The 18,486-nt window shown below is 46.1% G+C and carries 19 protein-coding genes and 4 pseudogenes; 5 read left to right on the forward strand and 18 right to left on the reverse strand.

From position 1 onward, the window contains the following. Positions 1-10: 10 nt before the first annotated feature. Genes spaS through invF form a run of 13 tightly spaced genes read right to left on the reverse strand, consistent with a single transcriptional unit; the run spans position 11 to position 12,410 of the window. Entirely contained in the window at positions 11-1,081 is a 1,071-nt protein-coding gene (gene spaS, locus NAZ64_RS04735; protein WP_000097721.1) for an SPI-1 type III secretion system export apparatus protein SpaS, read from the reverse strand. Beyond that, positions 1,068-1,859 (reverse strand): SPI-1 type III secretion system export apparatus protein SpaR, encoded by a 792-nt coding sequence (spaR, locus tag NAZ64_RS04740; RefSeq protein WP_000498965.1) that lies wholly within the window; start codon positions 1,857-1,859, stop codon positions 1,068-1,070. The genes spaS and spaR overlap by 14 nt, the downstream gene beginning before the upstream one ends. Positions 1,860-1,862: 3 nt before the next feature. Next, positions 1,863-2,123 (reverse strand): SPI-1 type III secretion system export apparatus protein SpaQ, encoded by a 261-nt coding sequence (gene spaQ / locus NAZ64_RS04745; RefSeq protein WP_000342503.1) that lies wholly within the window; start codon positions 2,121-2,123, stop codon positions 1,863-1,865. A 25-nt stretch (positions 2,124-2,148) separates the two neighbouring features. After that, the gene (gene spaP, locus NAZ64_RS04750) at positions 2,149-2,823 is read right to left on the reverse strand and encodes an SPI-1 type III secretion system export apparatus protein SpaP (protein ID WP_000526016.1); all 675 of its coding nucleotides are present in this window, start codon (positions 2,821-2,823) and stop codon (positions 2,149-2,151) included. Further along, the gene (gene spaO, locus NAZ64_RS04755; RefSeq protein WP_220569667.1) at positions 2,813-3,724 is read right to left on the reverse strand and encodes an SPI-1 type III secretion system protein SpaO; all 912 of its coding nucleotides are present in this window, start codon (positions 3,722-3,724) and stop codon (positions 2,813-2,815) included. The genes spaP and spaO overlap by 11 nt, the downstream gene beginning before the upstream one ends. Beyond that, positions 3,724-4,734: an SPI-1 type III secretion system protein SpaN gene (gene spaN, locus NAZ64_RS04760; protein WP_023137851.1), complete on the reverse strand. Its 1,011-nt coding sequence runs from the start codon at positions 4,732-4,734 to the stop codon at positions 3,724-3,726. Before spaN ends, spaO begins: the two co-directional genes overlap by 1 nt. Beyond that, positions 4,734-5,177 (reverse strand): SPI-1 type III secretion system protein SpaM, encoded by a 444-nt coding sequence (spaM, locus tag NAZ64_RS04765; RefSeq protein WP_000555884.1) that lies wholly within the window; start codon positions 5,175-5,177, stop codon positions 4,734-4,736. The genes spaN and spaM overlap by 1 nt, the downstream gene beginning before the upstream one ends. Next, complete coding sequence (invC, locus tag NAZ64_RS04770; RefSeq protein ID WP_000856766.1) at positions 5,155-6,450, reverse strand: SctN family type III secretion system ATPase InvC; 1,296 nt, start codon at positions 6,448-6,450, stop codon at positions 5,155-5,157. Before invC ends, spaM begins: the two co-directional genes overlap by 23 nt. Next, positions 6,447-6,854: an SPI-1 type III secretion system chaperone SpaK gene (spaK, locus tag NAZ64_RS04775; RefSeq protein ID WP_001164066.1), complete on the reverse strand. Its 408-nt coding sequence runs from the start codon at positions 6,852-6,854 to the stop codon at positions 6,447-6,449. The genes invC and spaK overlap by 4 nt, the downstream gene beginning before the upstream one ends. A gap of 23 nt (positions 6,855-6,877) precedes the next feature. Beyond that, positions 6,878-8,935 carry a type III secretion system export apparatus protein InvA gene (gene invA / locus NAZ64_RS04780; RefSeq protein ID WP_000927219.1) on the reverse strand — a complete coding sequence of 686 codons (2,058 nt, stop codon included), beginning with the start codon at positions 8,933-8,935 and terminating at the stop codon, positions 6,878-6,880. A 24-nt stretch (positions 8,936-8,959) separates the two neighbouring features. Continuing rightward, positions 8,960-10,078: a type III secretion system gatekeeper InvE gene (gene invE, locus NAZ64_RS04785; RefSeq protein WP_000612171.1), complete on the reverse strand. Its 1,119-nt coding sequence runs from the start codon at positions 10,076-10,078 to the stop codon at positions 8,960-8,962. After that, on the reverse strand, positions 10,075-11,763 hold the full coding sequence (gene invG / locus NAZ64_RS04790) for a type III secretion system outer membrane ring protein InvG (RefSeq protein WP_000848101.1): 1,689 nt from the start codon (positions 11,761-11,763) through the stop codon (positions 10,075-10,077). Before invG ends, invE begins: the two co-directional genes overlap by 4 nt. Next, positions 11,760-12,410: a type III secretion system transcriptional activator InvF gene (gene invF, locus NAZ64_RS04795; RefSeq protein WP_220569909.1), complete on the reverse strand. Its 651-nt coding sequence runs from the start codon at positions 12,408-12,410 to the stop codon at positions 11,760-11,762. The genes invG and invF overlap by 4 nt, the downstream gene beginning before the upstream one ends. Positions 12,411-12,866: 456 nt before the next feature. Between invF and invH the strand changes: the two genes are divergently transcribed. From invH to NAZ64_RS04815, 4 genes and pseudogenes are all read left to right on the forward strand, one after another. Next, a complete protein-coding gene (gene invH / locus NAZ64_RS04800; RefSeq protein ID WP_079826435.1) occupies positions 12,867-13,310 on the forward strand; it encodes an SPI-1 type III secretion system invasion lipoprotein InvH in 444 nt (147 codons plus the stop codon). 430 nt (positions 13,311-13,740) lie between these two features. Further along, positions 13,741-14,190 carry an STM2901 family protein gene (locus NAZ64_RS04805; protein WP_220569666.1) on the forward strand — a complete coding sequence of 150 codons (450 nt, stop codon included), beginning with the start codon at positions 13,741-13,743 and terminating at the stop codon, positions 14,188-14,190. Beyond that, positions 14,175-14,522: a DUF1493 family protein gene (locus tag NAZ64_RS04810; protein WP_001669174.1), complete on the forward strand. Its 348-nt coding sequence runs from the start codon at positions 14,175-14,177 to the stop codon at positions 14,520-14,522. The genes NAZ64_RS04805 and NAZ64_RS04810 overlap by 16 nt, the downstream gene beginning before the upstream one ends. A gap of 49 nt (positions 14,523-14,571) precedes the next feature. Next, positions 14,572-14,664, forward strand: a pseudogene (locus tag NAZ64_RS04815) (GNAT family N-acetyltransferase); the annotation flags it as partial. A 72-nt stretch (positions 14,665-14,736) separates the two neighbouring features. Here the strand turns inward: NAZ64_RS04815 and NAZ64_RS04820 are convergent. Beyond that, a pseudogene (locus NAZ64_RS04820) lies at positions 14,737-15,167 on the reverse strand (transposase); the annotation flags it as partial. 223 nt (positions 15,168-15,390) lie between these two features. On the opposite strand from NAZ64_RS04820, the gene pphB reads away from it, so the two are divergent. Then, positions 15,391-16,047, forward strand: a complete 657-nt coding sequence (pphB, locus tag NAZ64_RS04825; RefSeq protein WP_220569665.1) for a protein-serine/threonine phosphatase — start codon at positions 15,391-15,393, stop codon at positions 16,045-16,047. A 171-nt stretch (positions 16,048-16,218) separates the two neighbouring features. On the opposite strand, the gene NAZ64_RS04830 is transcribed toward pphB, so the two are convergent. From NAZ64_RS04830 to NAZ64_RS04845, 4 genes and pseudogenes are all read right to left on the reverse strand, one after another. After that, positions 16,219-16,713: a hypothetical protein gene (locus tag NAZ64_RS04830; protein ID WP_064013254.1), complete on the reverse strand. Its 495-nt coding sequence runs from the start codon at positions 16,711-16,713 to the stop codon at positions 16,219-16,221. A gap of 26 nt (positions 16,714-16,739) precedes the next feature. Beyond that, positions 16,740-17,408, reverse strand: coding sequence for a hypothetical protein (locus NAZ64_RS04835; protein ID WP_111761358.1), 669 nt, complete (start codon positions 17,406-17,408; stop codon positions 16,740-16,742). A gap of 156 nt (positions 17,409-17,564) precedes the next feature. Beyond that, positions 17,565-17,795: pseudogene (locus NAZ64_RS04840) on the reverse strand (hypothetical protein); the annotation flags it as partial. Between the two features lie 199 nt (positions 17,796-17,994). Further along, positions 17,995-18,394: pseudogene (locus tag NAZ64_RS04845) on the reverse strand (cytoplasmic protein); the annotation flags it as partial. Positions 18,395-18,486 lie beyond the last annotated feature (92 nt).

Here is an 18,486-nt window from a genome sequence, read left to right on the forward strand (position 1 = left end):
TTTACGCGGCTCAATGCCGTACCTCGTTTTCTTGTGGCTGAATAACGTCTTTGCCCGCGTTTTCTACCTCTTCCAGCCAAACCAGAAGACGTAAAACTTCATCAATTTCTTCCAGACTCACCAGATCATAACGGCGATGGGTTTTGAAAAGACTGCGCGCCAGTTTGATATCGACGATCACAGGTACGCCAACCTTCTCCGCATAGGCGCGGACGGCCAGCGCGCGCTGATTCGTTTCATACACTGAGATCATCGGAATCGGCATCAGTTCGGGTTTAAAATAAATCCCGATCGTAATATGCGTGGGGTTGGCAACAATCAGGCGTGAGTTTTCAATATCGGATTTCACCTGTTCAGACAGAATTTCCATATGAACTTCACGTCTTTTAGATTTAACCTCTGGGTTCCCTTCCTGCTCCTTCATTTCACGCTTCACTTCTTCCTTATCCATTTTCATGTCTTTCATGGTCAGGAAATATTCCGCAATAGCATCCAATAATAAGACAATCAATGCGCAAGCAAGGCAAGTTAATACCAGCGCGAGGAGAAGTTCACGCCAAATGACGGCGATATCCACAACATTGCCATTTAACTGAGAAAAGATTTCAACCTTATATTTCTTCCAGCAAATGATGGCGGCCACCACAAAGGATGATAGATACAGTAGGGTTTTGACCGTATCTTTAACCGTGCGCATACTAAAAAGTTTTTTCGCCCCTTCTACCGGGTTTAACGCCGATAAATTAGGTTTTAATGCTTCTGTCGCCAGCACAAAACCGGCCTGTAATAGCGCCGGTAATGCGGAACACACTAAGCAGAGCAGCATAAATGGAATCAGATATTTTAACCCTATCCCAAAAACGGCCAAACTGTAATCAGCCATGCTCTGATCAAAATTATCCGCAATAATGATCTTAATTATCCCCATAAACTCATTAAATGAGCCATACGACACCAGATAGGCAATTCCTCCCAGCGTCAGGCAGGCGATAATGAGATCTTTACTTTTAAATGACTGGCCTTTTTTAGCGGAGTCTTCCAGCCGTTTTTTAGTCGGTTTTTCTGTTTTATTCGAGGACATGCGTCGCCCCTCGCTCGTAAAACCAACTGCTTAATCCTGTGGCCTGGAAAGAGAGTCGCAGTACATTGTCCGGTAGTACCGGAGAGAAATAAAGCAGCATAATTAAAACGGCAATGCCGCTTTTTACCGTCAGTGAAATCGCAAAGGCGTTCATTTGCGGAGCAAAGCGCGACAATAAACCCAGGAATACTTCTGACAGCAACAGCACTAATACCACCGGACTGGCCAGAACCAAGGCGTTTTGAGCCACCTGATTAATAAACGTTAATAGCGGCGGTAATGAAGGCGTGCACTCGTTCATCGGATCGCATAGCTGATAGCTTTTATTTAACACGTCAACCATCGTGACCAAGCCGCCGTTTTGTAAATAAACGACAGCGGCAAACATATTCAGGAAATTAGCCATTTCCGAGGTATCAATACCGTTTGCCGGATCGATACTGCTACTTAGCGTTGCCCCTCGCTGGTTATCGATAATACAACCCAGCGCATGCATAACCCAAAAAGGCCATGACAGCAAACAGCCCAGCATGACGCCTACCGCCGCTTCTTGCAGAACTAACGGGATCATCGCCACCGATAAAAACGGCGGCGCCTCGTTCAATGCATGCGGCCATACTCCCAATGCCACCAGGATGATAATGGCGTTTCTCGGCGCGCCGCTTAATACCCCGCTATTCAAAAACGGCAGGAAGAAAAAAATCGGCGCCACGCGAGCAAACCCTAGTGCCGCAGACGCAACCAGGTGATGAATTTCAAAGTACAACGCGTAAAACATTTTTTACCCCTTAGCCAACGCCAGGAATATCACCTGACGCCCGTAAGAGAGTAAAACTTCGCCATACCAGCCAGACAGTAAAAACAAGCACAAACACACGCCAAGTAATTTAATGCCAAAAGGCAGCGTCTGTTCCTGTAATTGCGTTACCGTCTGGAATAACCCTACCAGGAGGCCGATAATCGTTGCGACAATCGTCGGCCACCCTGACAGGATCAAAACAAGATAGAGCGCCTTATTACCTGCAAACACTAAATCATCCATTTAACTATCCCGTCTCGTAATGATGTCATGTTGCAATGTCCATATACTGTAATATCAATCCCTTAGACAGTAAGGTCCAGCCATCAAGCGCGACAAAAAGCACCAGCTTAATAGGTGTAGATATCGTCACCGGACTCATCATCATCATCCCCAGCGCCAGTAGCACGCTGGATACCACCAGGTCGACGACGACAAAGGGCAAATAAAGATAAAAACCAATTTTAAACGCGCTTTTTATTTCGCTCAGCGCATAAGCAGGTAATAACGCAAATATTGAAGGTTTTTCAATTTCATCTTTGTCACGCTTTACCGTCTCGGTCTCTTCTCCATACTGACGCTTCAGTTGCGCGTTTTCAAAAAACTGAACTAACTCGCGATCTGAATATTTGATCAGATAATCGCGATAACCATCCAGACCTTCATCAACGTGTTTACTTAATGACGAAATATCATTAAAGGTGACATCTTCGTCCTCAAAATAGACGTAGGCATCATGCATTATGGGCCACATAACAAACATAGAAAGCAGCAATGCGACGCCGTTAAGCGTCATATTTGAAGGTATCTGCTGCAATCCCAGGGCGTTACGCACCATGACAAATACAATAGAAAATTTAACGAAACAGGTTCCTGACGCAATAATAAATGGCAACAGGGTGGAAAATGCCAGTAAGGCAATTAATGAGATATCATTCCCCATTACCAGACTCGCTCAGCCATTCATGGATCTCAACGCCTAAGGTGTCATTCATCTGTACCAGTTCGCCATTACCCAGCAAAACACCATTCGCCATAATTTCAACGTTAAGTTCAGCATTGGTCGGCAGTGATAATAGCTGTTGCTGCCCCATGGCTTCGAGTTCGGCGAGGGTAACGTTCTTACGATACAAAACAAATTCCAGTTTGACGGGCAATTGGTTCAAGCCAGGCAGAGTTTCTGCAGTTTCAGTTGTATTATTTTCTTCTTCGATATGTTGAATATCTAACGTTTCCACAATAATTCCCCCTTCAACACGGTTGAAATGACCTAACTTTTTCGCGTAGCAAGAAACTTCCGCACGGGAAGTACGAATCAGGAGTACATCTCCGATCCCGATTCGGCCCAGCAACGAACACTGCGTATCACTGCTACCGATTACAAAGCGCAACGGCCAACGCAGCATTTTCGGCCTGCCGCCCCCGACTGCAGGCAGTTCAGGAAGATGCTCAAACCACAGGCCGCCCCGATCGCTCATAATGTGCAACAATTTCCCTTCCGGCAGCGCGCTTCCCGGCACGGGGTTCTCTACGCATAAACGCCGACAGGACAAATGCGGCACGGGCAACTCAAACGGTCGCTCTGTCGCAGCAAGCCAGGGAACGACCAGGTGCTCAGCGCCAGCAGAAACCGCCGCCCCCGCCAGAGCGGGAGAGACATGCTCAAGCCAGTCCCCAGGTTTAATCCAGGCCGACCACCGTTTTTCTGCATCGCTCAACCGAACCCACATTCCCTGTCGCGTCGGATATTCCAGCGTCGCTTCCCGGCCATGGCGCTGGCATTCTGTCGCGGTTTGCGCCAATAGCCATTCGCGACGATCAATCTGTCTCACACGCAATGACATCAGGCGTCATCCTCCTCGCCAGATTGCTGTCTGTGCTGTTGCTGCTGCGGATTTTGTTGATCGTCTCGCGTCAGGTGCCAGCGCTGGGGATTACCGTTTTGCCATTGATCATGCAAACGATGTTCAACCTGCGTATTTGACGGTATTAACGAAAACTCCCCTGCTTGCCGCGCCTGAATATTGACGGAATAGTCATTTCCCCAGCGCTGAAAACGGTAAGTCAGCGAGCTATCCTCTCCTTTCACGCCATCGGCAGTGGGAAAAATAGTCATCATCGGCTTTGATTGCGCCGCTAAAGGCATTTTTTCATCGCCGCCGGTTAATTGGCTAAGATCGGCGATAGTGGTTGGTTGCAGCGGAAGCTGAGAAACATCTTTAACCTTTTTATGATCTTTATCGTCAGGCTTACCGGTGTTGGCTGCGGCCATTCGGGCAGGTGCGACATCCCGCGCCAGCGGCGCGCCCTCTTTACGAACGCCTTCGCCCGCGATGGCTTTATTATCTCCAGGCAATGCCTTGATATTATCGTCAGAGATTCCCGTGGCGTTATCGGCTACTTCACTAGCGGATTCCACGGCTTTTAAATCAGCAGATAATTTTTTACCGCTTACGCTTTCTAACGGCCTATTTTTAGACGATAGCAACGCTGCGGATTTATCTACTTTGGCCTCCGCAGAAATCAAACCGACAGATTTTTCAGCAGTGACTTTCAACAGTTTTTCAGCAATCCTGAGTTCGCCTTTTCCGTTATGATGCAGACCAGAAACGTTGCCATTGTGATGTTCTGATTTCGCTGGCGCGCCATGTCGCCATGCCGCCAGTAATACCGGTAAAGCCGTTTCTTTATGCATTACGAAAGCATCACCATAGTCGCGATCTTTTTTATCACCGGAATATTCTGTCTTATGTTTTTCCACCGCTTTTTTTAATGCTTCTGATAAACCGCCAACCTCATCCTGCTGCGGCAGTAAAATGTTCCCGGATGAACTGACAGCTGACACATCGCCCATTAAATTATCTCCTCTGACTCGGCCTCTTCCTGCTGTATCTCTCGCTGGATATAGTGTCTTTTCTGACGGATTATCCAGCGTTGATAGTTCCCTTCTTTGCGCAACCAATATTTACTTTTTTTCTGAAACTCTTCCCTTTTCTTTTCCAGCTCGCTCCGTTTTTCCTGAATTTGTATAATCTGGAGTTCTAAATCTTTTATCTGCCGGCGAACAATAGACTGCTTACGTAATAACGTATAAATTTCCTCACGACTGAGCTGTCTGTTTTCTGCACGCAGCGTATCTAATAACAATTTCAGACCCGCTATTTGTTCAAGGATCGCCTCCTCCTCGGCCTGCAGCCCGCGGTCCTCATCCTGATAGCGAAGTAATATCGACTCACACTGTGAATGAAATACCGTACAGCGCCGCTGCAATACTTTAATTCTGGTCAGCGAATGCATTCATACCGCTCAACGTGTCATCAAAGGATGAATACTGCGCTACCGGCTGGCATAACCAGGCTTTCAGGCTATCCCGCATCTGCATCGCCCGATCGTTATCGATATTTTCGCCAGGACGATATTCTCCCAGGTCAATGAAAAGCTGGAGCTCTTCCAGACGCGTCATTAATTTACGCACGGCAGATGCCTGTTCAGCATGTGTCGGCGTCGTGACTTGTCCAAAAACGCGGCTTACGCTTTTCAGTACATCGATTGCCGGGTAATGTCCCTGCCCGGCCAGCTTTCTGCTCAGATACAGGTGACCGTCAAGGATAGAGCGAATTTCATCCGCCATCGGGTCCGCCTCTTCCTCGCTTTCCAGCAGTACCGTATAAAAGGCAGTAATGCTTCCCTCGCTGGTCGCACCGGGGCGTTCCAGCAAGCGGGGCAAATTATCGAATACGGAGGCGGGATAACCTCGACGGGCCGGACGCTCTCCCGACGCCAGTGCCACGTCTCGCAAAGCACGCGCATAACGGGTCATGGAATCGATAAAAAGCACGACCCGTTTTCCCTGGTCGCGAAAATATTCCGCTACGGTTGTCGCCAGTTGCGCCGCATTGCAGCGATCGACCGAGGGGAAATCGGAAGTGGCAAAAACCAGCACGCATTTTTCTTTCTTATGCGAAGCGCGCAACATATCCACGAATTCAGTGACCTCACGGCCTCGTTCACCGATAAGACCAATAACAAAGACATCCGCCTCCGTTTGCTCGATCAGCATATGCATCAGCATGGTCTTACCGCATCCTGCGGAGGCAAAAATGCCCATTCGCTGGCCTACGCCACAGGTCAATAACCCGTCAATCGCGCGCACACCGGTAATCAGCGGTTCACGGACGCCAACGCGCGAAGCGTAAGAAGGCGGTGCGACATCAATAACGCGTTCTTCGCTAATCGGCGCCACTTCAGGGGTAAAACGCTCAACGATTTTCCCCGTCGGATCCAACACCGCGCCTAATACCGAGTATCCCACCCACGCCGATAACGCACGTCCAGTGGGATAAAGCACGACATCGCGGCTCAGCCCCTGGGCATTGCCGATAAGGCTCAGCACGGTGCGTTCCCGCTGTAAGCCAACCACCTGCGCACGTGCAACAACCTGTTTTTGGTGCCAGCCACGGCGTATTTCACACAGTTCGCCAATGGCCACATCGCGCAATTCCGCCTCAATAATTGGGCCGGTTATTTTTTGTGGGTAGGCCAGATATTGCAGTAAACGAGGTGTTTTCATCTCATTAGCGACCGACTAAAAACTTCCAGATAGTTGTAAAACCCATTCAAGGCAGTAGAGAACTTTTCACCGTCAGATAAAAAATCCGGATGCACTAAGGCTTTAAGCGTTAGCTCCCCATTCTGCTCCCCCAGTAGTAATTGCCCGCCGCGGGCAAAATGGCATCCTTCCATTATGGTCATTAAGATTTCATAAGCCCGCTGTTGTAATACCACCATGCTGTCAGCACCCAATTGCGCCCAGATCCATACATCATCGTCCTTGACGCTGATACAGATACTTGGCAATGCAAATAAATCCAGAACAATTGTTGAATGGCTATCTATTCCTCCGATGAGTGAAGGATCGCAACCACTTACTTCCAGTGCGGAACGAACTAATTCAGCGATATCCAAATGTTGCATAGATCTTTTCCTTAATTAAGCCCTTATATTGTTTTTATAACATTCACTGACTTGCTATCTGCTATCTCACCGAAAGATAAAACCTCCAGATCCGGAAAACGACCTTCAATCATTTTCTTAATAAATCGACGGACATCGACAGACGTAAGGAGGACAAGATCTTTATGTGCAATCAATAAATCATCCAACTTAAGTGTAATGAGATCCATCAAATTAGCGGAGGCTTCCGGGTCAAGGCTGAGGAAGGTACTGCCAGAGGTCTGACGGATCCCTTTGCGAATAACATCCTCAACTTCAGCAGATACCATTACTGCTCGTAATTCGCCGCCATTGGCGAATTTATGACAAATATAACGCGCCATTGCTCCACGAATATGCTCCACAAGGTTAATGACATCTTTTTCTCTTGGCGCCCACAATGCGAGCGCTTCCATAATTAATTTCATATTACGCACGGAAACACGTTCGCTTAACAAACGCTGCAAAACTTCAGATATACGTTGTACCGTGGCATGTCTGAGCACTTCTTTAAGTAAATCAGGGAATTTCGCTTCCAGTTGGTCCAGCATATGTTTTGTTTCCTGAATACCGAAATATTCATTGACGTTGCGCGCCAGCGTCACCGCCAGACAGTGGTAAAGCTCATCAAGCGCGTTCCGCAACACATAGCCAAGCTCCCGGAGTTTCTCCCCCTCTTCATGCGTTACCCAGAAATACTGACTGCTACCTTGCTGATGGATTGTTGGATTAATGCCAAAGGAAACAACTTCATCGGAATAATTTACCACTCGCATCAAATCAAAATAGACCGTAAATTGTTCAACACGGATCTCATTAATCAACAATACGATGCTGTTATCGTCCAGACCCTCGCCATCGCGTAACAATACTTCCGGCAGGCGCACGCCATAATCAATAAAGAACTGACTACGTAGACGCTCCGCAAGTTGAGCTTTTTCCAGATCTTCACGCCGGCTCTTCGGCACAAGTAATATCAACGGTACGGTCTCTGTAGAGACTTTATCGAGATCGCCAATCAGTCCCAACGACGACCCTTCTTTTTCCTCAATACTGAGCGGCTGCTCGCCTTTGCTGGTTTTAGGTTTGGCGGCGCTACGTTTTGCTTCACGGAATTTAAAATAGAAGAGTACGCTTAAAACCACCGATAAAATAACAAATACCGGCAGCGGGAATCCCGGCAGAGTTCCCATTGAAATGGTCAAAATAGCCGTAACAACCAATACAAATGGGTTGTTCAACAGCTGCGTCATGATATTCCGCCCCATATTATCGCTATCGCCATTTACGCGAGTCACGATAAAACCGGCACTAATCGCAATCAACAATGCGGGGATCTGGGCGACAAGACCATCACCAATGGTCAGCATGGTATAAGTAGACAGAGCGGAGGACAAATCCATACCATGGCGGGTCATCCCCACCGAAATACCGCCAATAAAGTTCACAAAGATAATAATGATGCCGGCAATAGCGTCACCTTTGATAAACTTCATCGCACCGTCAAAGGAACCGTAAAGCTGGCTTTCCCTTTCCAGTACACTTCGCCGTTCGCGCGCAGCATCCGCATCAATAATACCGGCCTTCAAATCGGCATCAATACTCATCTGTTTACCGGGCATACCATCCAGAGAAAATCGGGCCGCGACTTCCGCGACGCGTTCTGAACCTTTGGTAATAACGATAAACTGGACCACGGTGACAATAGAGAAGACAACAAAACCCACCGCCAGGCTATCGCCAATAACGAATTGCCCGAACGTGGCGATAATTTCACCGGCATCGGCTTCAATCAAGATAAGACGGCTGGTACTGATCGATAATGCCAGACGAAAGAGCGTGGTAATTAACAGTACCGCAGGAAACGTTGAAAAACTGAGGATTCTGTCAATGTAGAACGACCCCATAAACACCAATATCGCCAGTACGATATTCAGTGCGATCAGGAAATCAACCAGATAGGTAGGTAATGGAATGACGAACATAGAAATGATCATCACCATTAGTACCAGAATCAGTAATTCAGGTCGTAAACGAGCACTGTTAAGTAGAGAAAGCAGCACTATAGGTATCCTGTTAATATTAAATTAAGACAGCTTTTCAATAGTACGACGCTGTTCTGCCATTTCATGCTTGTAGGCAATATCGGTCATACTACGTAACGCCATTAACAATTCTTCCTGCCAATATTCTTCATAAAAGAGTGAAGAGGGTATGGCTTTACATACTTGATAAAATATCTGCAAAAAGGATGCATGTTCTTTATGACTAAGCAATAACGCATTCAAACCTATAATATCGGCTAACAGCGAATCCACTTCATGTGGCTGTTGCAATAGCGAAAGCATCAGTAGTAGCCACGACGACTCCTCCGCATTAAACGCTTTGGTAAACGAATACGACAACAATGTACTCACAAACAGTAGATCAGCGGAGCGCAACATTTTGAGTTGCGTCAGGCGTCGTAAAAGCTGACCAAACTCCAGACGCGAACAGCTGGCGTCATTCGCGTCAATATCGGTTAATAGCGAACCCTCAATAAAATCCAGTACCACCAGTCGACGTTGATAGCCATAACTGGCTATCCAGTCAGAGTAAATCTCCACTTCATGTGATTCACTCTGGATAAATTGCCGATAGCTGGCGCGCAATAAGCCTGGTTTTAACGATAATGTTTTCCCAAAAAGCCGGGCCTTCAACGCACAATTAATCCCTGCCTTGAGGGTCTTCGGATCGGTTTGCTCTTCAACGTGCTTAAGTAACGACTCCAGCTTTTTCCGCACGATCTCTTCCAGATCTTTACGACGAAGCAATTCGCGTAACACAAGGACTAAATCACTGGGGTCAGGAAATAAGCTACGCGCCTGACGTAAAAAATCTTCTAACGCGCCGCCATGTACGCTAATTAGCTTTAATATTTGCTTCGCCTTCGGTAAAGCCTCATCCTCCAGCACGCGTTCAAAACTGTTAGATAAATTACTGGATTTTTTTTCATAATCGCGACGGTTACGAAATTGCGCCAGCGCCGCTGACATTTCGTCCGTCGACTGGACAAATTTTTGTACTTCCGCCCCTGGAGACGAATCCTCTGCGGCCTGTTGTATTTCCGCCTGTTGCGCATCAGTATGCTGGGTTGCATCCTGATGAGATGTCTGCCGGGACAATATTCTGGAAAATGAAATACCGGAGGTTGAGCCAGGAATCATTTAATTGCCTCCTGACCTCTATCCAGATAAACACGAACCCATTTCTGTAACTTATCGTCCCCACTCCAGGCACCGCTTTGCTTCAGAATATTGTTTACCGATTCGCTGGCATCCGGCGTTAACGGGTCGACAATTTCTTTTGGTTCAATCATGAATACACGAACAACATTACTTTTATTCTTACTGGAATAACGGAACAGGCTACCAATAAGCGGTAATTTGCCTAAAAACGGAATACTTTGGACAGTATCGGTATTTGCATCCCGTGTATAACCCCCGACCAGCAAACTTTTTCCGTGCGGAACTCTCGCAATAGTGCTAATTAACGTTCGCCCGACTTCGGGTAACGCATCTACGGAGGTGGTAGTATCGGATTGCGGCGTCTTATCGTTGCCATCTTCAATGTCCAGCGACATTTCTATCTGACCATCTGCGGAAAAACGGGGTAGCACTCGGATCATTGTTCCGTATGTTACATGCTCAAGCGCCACATTACGTTCCCCAATCAGCTTGGTGTAAAACGTTCTGTTGTTATCAAAAATAGCGGGAACATTTTCCTGAGTCAGTAATACCGGGCGCGAAACCACCGTCGCCTGTTTCTTCTCTTCTAACGCATTTACCGCGGCGATGAATCGACTGCCATCGAGGGTACTTATTGAAGACTGGTTTAATGACACGCCAAGTTTGTCCCCAATAGTAATGCTGCCGCTCCATGAAGTGCCCAAACGCTCCAGATCGCTTTTATTAAGATCGACAATCCACAGGGATAATTCTACGTGACGTTTGGCGACATCCAGCGCTTTAACCAGCATTTCGATAAAATGCACCTGCTCAGCCGTTCCCTTTACTAACAAACTGTTGGTATCCGGATAGGCCACGATTTTAATATTGCCCGCCGCGGCATTTTGCTTTAAGGCTTCCTGCAGACTCATGCCACCGGCATAATTTGCTGCTTTACCTTTTTCTCCATTCGCTGAAAACGCTGGCATCGCCGGGGGTTCGCTACTGACAATATTACCTAAGGGTTGCTCTTCTCCCTGCAATAACCTTTCAATGGCCGTGGCAATACCGGGGATAACCATTTTCTGATCGCGCAGATTGTAGGTACGATCGCCCACGAAGGTATTGTTCAGACGCATCACCCCTATTTTCTGGCGTCCCAGCTCAATACCATCGTTTTGCTTGTCCATCATGGTGGCGGCGTTGACCACCATATCAACATAGACGGGTGGCCCTGAAACATAGAATGTTCCTTTACGGTTATCGCCACGTAGCGGGTAATTTTTGTTATATAAACCTGAGCGTTTTAGAAAATTGTTGAACTCATTGAGTGAGACGTTGCGTAAAGAAACCACGGCATTGCGCATTTCACTGGCATCATAAATATAGATAGCCTGCCCATCGAAATACCAAATCAGCCCCAGTTGTAGGGAAAGCTTCTCCAGTAATGCGTTAGGATCGTGAAACTCAAAGTTGCCCGTAATTTTTTTTCGTGCCGCCATTTTGCTAACAATGACAGGCTCCTTTAGCTGTAGCGCCATGGCATCGAAAAATGTCCGCAGGCTATCGTCTTTCGCAACAAACCCACTTCCCGTTACAGGTATTTTTTCACTAGAATAACCAGGTGCAACCAGAACAAGCGCGGCACATGCCAGCACTCTGGCCAAAAGAATATGTGTCTTCATTTGTCTGCCAATTGAATAATATTTGATAATTTCCGCGGCGAAACGCCGATCAGCTCTTTGATCTCACTAGAAAAATGTGAAGGCGATGAGTAACCATGATTAACGGCTAATTGGGTGATGTTCTCGTGGCCTTCTACACTATTCAGCAGCGATTGCGCCATACGCCAGTTTCGTAATTCACTCTTCGCTTTTCCGCCCAACGCTCTGCTGCACAAACGACGAAAATGGGTATAAGAAACGCCATAGTCTTCTCCCAGCATTCTCATCGTGTTGCCGCTGGTTGACTGAGCAAGTAAATAGCCAACTAACCAGTAACTCTCGCTTTTTCGTAACAGCGCCAGTACCTTATTGAAGGCCGGAGAAGGCGTAATAATTTGCTGCAAAAACCAGTACTCGCAGCGTTTACGATCTTGCCAAATAGCGCGAAACTCAGGACTCAGCAAAACCCATTTATCGGATTCAGCATATGTCGTGTCCACTAATCCTGCGCCATCGATAAATGCCAGTAATTTGCTGAGTACTTCAATTTTTAACGGTTGAAAAACCAGGTCTCCTGATACTGGTGCGACAACGGCCTGCTCGCAAAAAAGCAGCGCGCCTTCCTGAATCAGGCAGTTTTCATTGTGTCGGCCTTCAGAAAATGACATATGCAGCTTTTGCGCGGAACACGTCTGTATAAACCATGCTTCCGGGCTGCGGATTTTCCGCTTCTCTCCTTCTTTAAGTACTTCCTGCGTATTTAGCATAGTTGTCAGCACCAGTTAAAAATCATTTTAATATGTAAACAATACCGGGAGCTGGTGGCAAAATCCTGATGCAATCATTATGAAACTGATGCCACCCGCTAATTAAATTAGCCAACTTGCACAGCGCTTGCTGATTTTAAATAGAAAATCAGCTCATAGAATATAAATTCTGGCTTATTGTTCTACAGCAGCAAAAATTCAGATATTGTCATCGGGATGGAGAATTAATTATTTATATCAGGAGTTTTTTTTGCTAGCATTCCTGAAACGCATTCGCCCCCTTATAACTATTGTCAGATAACGTTCTGACGGTTGTGTAAAAACATGGCGCCTCATTCTTCTGTAGTTGGAGTTAATATGAAAAAATTTTATAGCTGCCTTCCTGTCTTTTTACTGATTGGCTGTGCCCAGGTGCCCCTCCCTTCCTCCGTGAGCAAACCGGTACAGCAACCTGGCGCTCAGAAAGAGCAACTGGCCAACGCAAATAGTATTGATGAGTGTCAGTCTCTTCCGTATGTGCCGTCAGACCTTGCGAAGAATAAATCATTATCAAACCAGAACGCTGATAATTCCGCATCAAAAAATAGCGCAATCAGCTCAAGCATTTTTTGTGAAAAATATAAACAAACCAAAGAACAGGCGCTCACCTTCTTCCAGGAACATCCACAATACATGCGTTCGAAAGAAGATGAAGAGCAACTCATGACCGAATTTAAAAAAGTTCTACTTGAACCCGGAAGCAAGAATTTAAGCATATATCAGACGTTACTTATTGCCCATGAAAGACTGCAAGCCTTATAAGGCCATATCACCGTTGGCTGAACTCATCATGATATAATTAAGACCATATTTTGCATTGCCACTTAATATCAATATAATTATTATAGCTATGGTCACTTTTACGGTTGGCCATTTGTCTCTTACGTTGCATTTATCAATCTGCTTTTTGATACAGCAGCACCTCGCTGCTGCTTTTTTTATTTGCGATAAAGAACGGCCTCCCAGACTTGAGAAATAGCCGAAACTTATACTGACAAACTATCATCTCGTATATCGCGGTAAACTAACATCCCCCTCTTGCCCCACATGTTGGCATTCTTACGATACCCCATCCACTTTTCGCGGATAACGTTCTTTTTACCCGTGACAACGTATTGACGACCAAGCTAGTATAGCGGCAGAAACGTCCCGATGTCTGGAATGAATGGCAAACAGTCTATAAGGTGATTGAATGGATACGACAGAAGAACTAAACGGAACCTACTTCTACCACGGACAATCGAACCTGTCAGCAGGTGAACTATTTGATGTAATTTTCCTTGAGCAATTTTGTGATGAACTTGGGGTTAGCATTGAGTCAGGTGCTGCTATCCTCGCCGGGCAACCGTGGTTAAAAACCAGAACGAAACCGGGAGAGGCAATCAAAGGGACAAGTGTTATCTCCAGGTATGGGAGAATGCTTTTACGAAATGCACGAACTCCTTTTGGTATTAGAGTTCCTACACCCGTTGGTATAAGAATGCGAAAAACAAATAATCTTGCCGCAGTCATAGCACGATATGTTCCATGGTTAGGTTGGGTTGGTCTTGTGAATTCAATTTACCAGGTATCAAGGAGAACTCAGGCAAAATACAACCTAATAGCACGCCCTAAAGATCGTATACAATGGACATCCTTTTGATGGACACAATTCAGCAAGAGGTGTTAGCACTCTTCCGTGAAGAGATTCCCGGATATTTAGACAGCAATTGGAAAGAAATCCCTTTAGAACTTGATTCTGATTTATTTGAAGCTCCAGGCGATGACCTGCATGAAGCTTTGGATAAATTTGAAAAAAAATTTAATGTAGATTTATCACAAGTTAAATGGTCGTGTTATTTTCCCTGGGAGAATACTCCACTGCTTACACGATGGTTTAAATTAAAACGGGAAGATGTAGAACGAACTCGTAAGCCTTTAACAATCAGAATGTTTTCTGAATCAGCGAAAGCTGGGAAATGGCTTTATGATTAATGAAAAATATGTCGAATTAATCAGGAGTTAATTACTATGAATTTTGTTATTTGGCGCAGTACCATTAAACGATCAACCCCTTTCCTTGTTGCTGTCGTTTAAAACGCTTTATGCTGCTTTATCTGCATCTGGTAGGTTATGACAACATGAGGCTTTGTTGAATAATTCAGAATCGGCCAACGATAAGGATACAGGACTCCCACCGGAGCACTCGTTATACGAGCCTGACGCTGGTCGGCATTGCCAACAACGTCATCCAGTTCAGCGCCTTGAGCATCGCCATCGCTTCACCCACCTGCGCGTCATAGTTCCGCAGACTCAGATAGCCGCCCAGCAAGGTTTTAATACGAAACATCGCTGTTTCCACTACTGAACGACGGTGATAGCCCACTTTCTTTTCCAGACCTCATTGCTGCCGCTCCGATGTTGATTCGCCACCGCGTGGTTACGCTCATGGTACTACTTGTCCGGCCAGTATCGCGCACCGCTTCGTGGCGGGATTAGCGGCCTGATTTTTTTCCTCAATAACACATAATGGCAATAGCGCGTGTCATAAGCGCCGTCAGCCGAGGCTTCCCTGATTTTACAGTGAGTCTGGCTAATCAGCCCCGGCAGTGCCTGCGTATCCGTCGTGCCGCTGAGCGAGAAAGTATGCCTTTGCAATTAATCAGTAAAGTGTTGCGCGAGAAATCGTGCATCTTTCAAGCACATCGTCTACTTTAATTAACCGATTCATAAAATATATATTATCTGTTGATTTCTAGCTTGTAGGTTATTTTAATAACTGTGTATTTTAAAGAATAAAAATTAATATCACCCTACTTCTTTGTTATAATACCAGCCTCCAAAGTTGTGCTATAGGAACATCATGGAATTAATCCGTTATGTTGACATCAACAGCGATCTCTATCGCCACATTTGGGTCGTTGGTGATATTCATGGATGTTACTCCTTATTGTTAACCAGACTGGCTCAATTACATTTCTCTCCTGATACCGATCTCTTGATCTCCACTGGAGATAACATTGATCGAGGAAAAGAAAACCTTGAAACACTAAGACTGTTAAATACCCCATGGTTTATTTCTGTAGTGGGTAATCATGAAGCTATGGCGCTTGACGCTTTTGAAACACAGGATGGCAATTTCTGGTATGTAAACGGTGGTTACTGGTACGACTCGGTCACCGAAAAAGACAGGCAAGAAGCCACTGAGCTATTACTAACTTTTAAGCAGCGTCCTCACATCATAGAGGTTGAAACGTCCTCAAAGAAGTACGTGATTGCCCATGCCGATTATCCAGATGACAGCTACGATTATGGGAAGCAAGTTGATATTGATAGCGTTCTATGGTCACGCGATCGTCTGCTTGGTTCGTTACAGGGGAATATCCATCCAATACGCGGTGCGGATACTTTTATCTTCGGCCATATGATTGTTGACTACACAACAACATTCGCCAATCAAATCTACATTGACACCGGTTCTTTCTGTTCAGGCAATCTGTCTTTTTTTAAAATAAAGTAATCTGGAAATAGAATTATATAATATCAACCCTCCCTGAATTATGGGCAATGATATAGCCTTCAATAAGTACCATTGCCCATTCGTAATAGCGTCTAAATTTCGCGTTTTTCTGCCCATTTCAGCATTAAGATCGCAGGCCAAAAAAACGAAGCCGTAATCCGACGCAGGTAGTTACTCGATCACCTGAGAAGAGTAAAGATCGCACATCTCAAGATACCTATCGGAAGAAAGCGCAATAACCGTGGTGGCGAAATGGATCGGCTTGCCTTCATGCAACACAATCTTAATACCGGCGGCGGCCGGGATGAAGTTAATGCTCTGTGAATGCCAGGTGTTTTCGGCGATATTTGTCCAGGCCGCGAATTTGCCATTACAGAAGCGAATACCTTCACGACTGATGGTGACTGCCGGCTTTGCCGCGCTTAAAAATGTGCGAGCCAGGCGCACAATAAATAACAGACTGCCGCAACAAATAAGCCCCATAAAGACGGCACCGCCAGTTTTGGGCTCCTCGGGATCGGTGGCCATACTCACCGCCAGCGCAATAAAAACTCCCATCATACAAATCCAGAACACAATACCAACCAACGTTTTAGATCTGGAATAATAGATATTGAACTCCACAGGCATGTTTTGCTGGCTGGTTTTTGATACGTACAGTTCCATTGATTCATCCTTGTATAAAAATGTCGTCAGGCGGGTAAACGCTGGGAAAGAAAGTTGAGCAGCAGCGGCTCATTGACGATAGTGGAGCGGTCGATTTTGCAGATCCGGCCCGTAGCGGTGCTAATCATCAGATAGCTCATTGAACTGCCAGCACCCTCCTCGCGCTGGGTGCGAATACTGGCGATCTGCGCATACGGCACCGCCCGGTTTTTGTGTTCAAGCCGATCCGCCAGCGCGGTCACTTTGCCGAATTTAAGACGTCCATCGGCGGCGAGGCGCGCCCCCAGCGCAGAACCGTGTCGCCGGACAAGTTCAGCAGCCAGTCGGTCGTAAATTCCGTTGCCATCGTTCCAGAAATCAAGGTAGATGACGTACTTCTTGCCGCCACTGTGGCGCAAGATGAGTTTGTCGGATTGGTGGAGCAGACGCATTGATTCAAGCGCATCGTAATGGATAACACGATGCCCGGCCTGCAACGCGGTTTCGGTTAACGTCATCCTGCGTGGCGTAAACAGAAACATAACTGTGACGCTGAATTTCCAGATGATAAACAACAGGCCCACCAGTAGCGATATACCGGAAAGCCGATAATTCACAGTGGCTGTTGCTATGCTGAGAATAAAAAAACCGATCCCGATAGCAAACCATTTCAGCTCCGAAAGCGAAAGATGCCGGGTGTATTGACGACTTTCCATGATGGTATGGTATCCCTGATTTTACTGTCGGCGTATTACGTCAGGTTGAGTAAGGAAGCTATATCCGTTATGTTTTAGGTTATATACACTTCATCCTTCAGGCTGCCGGAGCAACTATTGTACGCTCCCGGAGATTAATGAGAGACATCCTGCCTCTCACCGAAGACCAACCACGAGCTTATACACCATTCGGTGTAAATGCCTTTCTCGGAAGTGAACGTCCAGGCGGCTACCGAACCCGAGCGTGATAATAAAGCGACTCGTTGTCATGAGCCAGTCCCTTAGCGACATTGTCCATTTTCGGATGTCGGCCTGAATTGCCAGTCACACGACCTTTTTCACTGACTCGTCCGTCGGAAACACCGTACGCTTTTTAATAACATGTTGATTATCTATGCCGGAAATGCGGGTCTGGTTTTTCTTCAGCAGACGATCGAACGGGCTGAGATCTTCAGGTATTTTGAGATTTTGGCCAGTGCATTAGCCAGAGCCTGCAACTGTTTTTCGTCCATAAAGCAACCAGCTTTTGATGTTGAGTCGAACATATCAAAATCAGGCAATTACACAATTTTAATTACAGTCTCATTTTGAGTTTGGAAGCATCCGTTTCCCTCTTAATTTTGTTGGAATTTCTCTTTGTTGCGAGCACGGTCTGAACTAATTGCCTGGTTACTTGCCTTGTTTCGTCAATATTTGGAAAATCGAACACATTTCCAACTTTTACTTTCAAGACAGAACTTGGCTTCCTACCCTCACTGACATTACGATCTGACGAGGCTACTCTTCGCTGGATTACGTAGGTCTTTTTCGTCAAACTGGCTTTTACCCCCGAAACTAACAGGAGCTTCTCTGTGGTCATCGAAAACAATGTAGAGTTTTTGAGCTGGGTTAGCTTCGAAAACGATTTTTCCAGAGCGACTGAGTGCAGACTTAACATTGATACTTAACTTGTTGATAATGAAAGGCTGGCTGAGAGTTGTTTTCAAAGTATCACCCCTGTTGTAGTCCAGGAATGATGAGAATGTAACCTGTCACATTTTAGGCTACAGGTGAGCTACAAATTTATGGGTTTATGTGA

It is taken from the genome of Salmonella sp. A1325 (assembly GCF_056991255.1).

Excerpts from the sequence above, each read along its gene's own strand:
- spaS (WP_000097721.1), bottom strand. The coding sequence starts at position 1,081 with ATGTCCTCGAATAAAACAGAAAAACCGACTAAAAAACGGCTGGAAGAC.
- spaR (WP_000498965.1), bottom strand. The coding sequence starts at position 1,859 with ATGTTTTACGCGTTGTACTTTGAAATTCATCACCTGGTTGCGTCTGCG.
- spaQ (WP_000342503.1), bottom strand. The coding sequence starts at position 2,123 with ATGGATGATTTAGTGTTTGCAGGTAATAAGGCGCTCTATCTTGTTTTG.
- spaP (WP_000526016.1), bottom strand. The coding sequence starts at position 2,823 with ATGGGGAATGATATCTCATTAATTGCCTTACTGGCATTTTCCACCCTG.
- spaO (WP_220569667.1), bottom strand. The coding sequence starts at position 3,724 with ATGTCATTGCGTGTGAGACAGATTGATCGTCGCGAATGGCTATTGGCG.
- spaN (WP_023137851.1), bottom strand. The coding sequence starts at position 4,734 with ATGGGCGATGTGTCAGCTGTCAGTTCATCCGGGAACATTTTACTGCCG.
- spaM (WP_000555884.1), bottom strand. The coding sequence starts at position 5,177 with ATGCATTCGCTGACCAGAATTAAAGTATTGCAGCGGCGCTGTACGGTA.
- invC (WP_000856766.1), bottom strand. The coding sequence starts at position 6,450 with ATGAAAACACCTCGTTTACTGCAATATCTGGCCTACCCACAAAAAATA.
- spaK (WP_001164066.1), bottom strand. The coding sequence starts at position 6,854 with ATGCAACATTTGGATATCGCTGAATTAGTTCGTTCCGCACTGGAAGTA.
- invE (WP_000612171.1), bottom strand. The coding sequence starts at position 10,078 with ATGATTCCTGGCTCAACCTCCGGTATTTCATTTTCCAGAATATTGTCC.
- invG (WP_000848101.1), bottom strand. The coding sequence starts at position 11,763 with ATGAAGACACATATTCTTTTGGCCAGAGTGCTGGCATGTGCCGCGCTT.
- invF (WP_220569909.1), bottom strand. The coding sequence starts at position 12,410 with ATGTCATTTTCTGAAGGCCGACACAATGAAAACTGCCTGATTCAGGAA.
- invH (WP_079826435.1), top strand. The coding sequence starts at position 12,867 with ATGAAAAAATTTTATAGCTGCCTTCCTGTCTTTTTACTGATTGGCTGT.
- NAZ64_RS04805 (WP_220569666.1), top strand. The coding sequence starts at position 13,741 with ATGGATACGACAGAAGAACTAAACGGAACCTACTTCTACCACGGACAA.
- NAZ64_RS04810 (WP_001669174.1), top strand. The coding sequence starts at position 14,175 with ATGGACATCCTTTTGATGGACACAATTCAGCAAGAGGTGTTAGCACTC.
- pphB (WP_220569665.1), top strand. The coding sequence starts at position 15,391 with ATGGAATTAATCCGTTATGTTGACATCAACAGCGATCTCTATCGCCAC.
- NAZ64_RS04830 (WP_064013254.1), bottom strand. The coding sequence starts at position 16,713 with ATGGAACTGTACGTATCAAAAACCAGCCAGCAAAACATGCCTGTGGAG.
- NAZ64_RS04835 (WP_111761358.1), bottom strand. The coding sequence starts at position 17,408 with ATGGAAAGTCGTCAATACACCCGGCATCTTTCGCTTTCGGAGCTGAAA.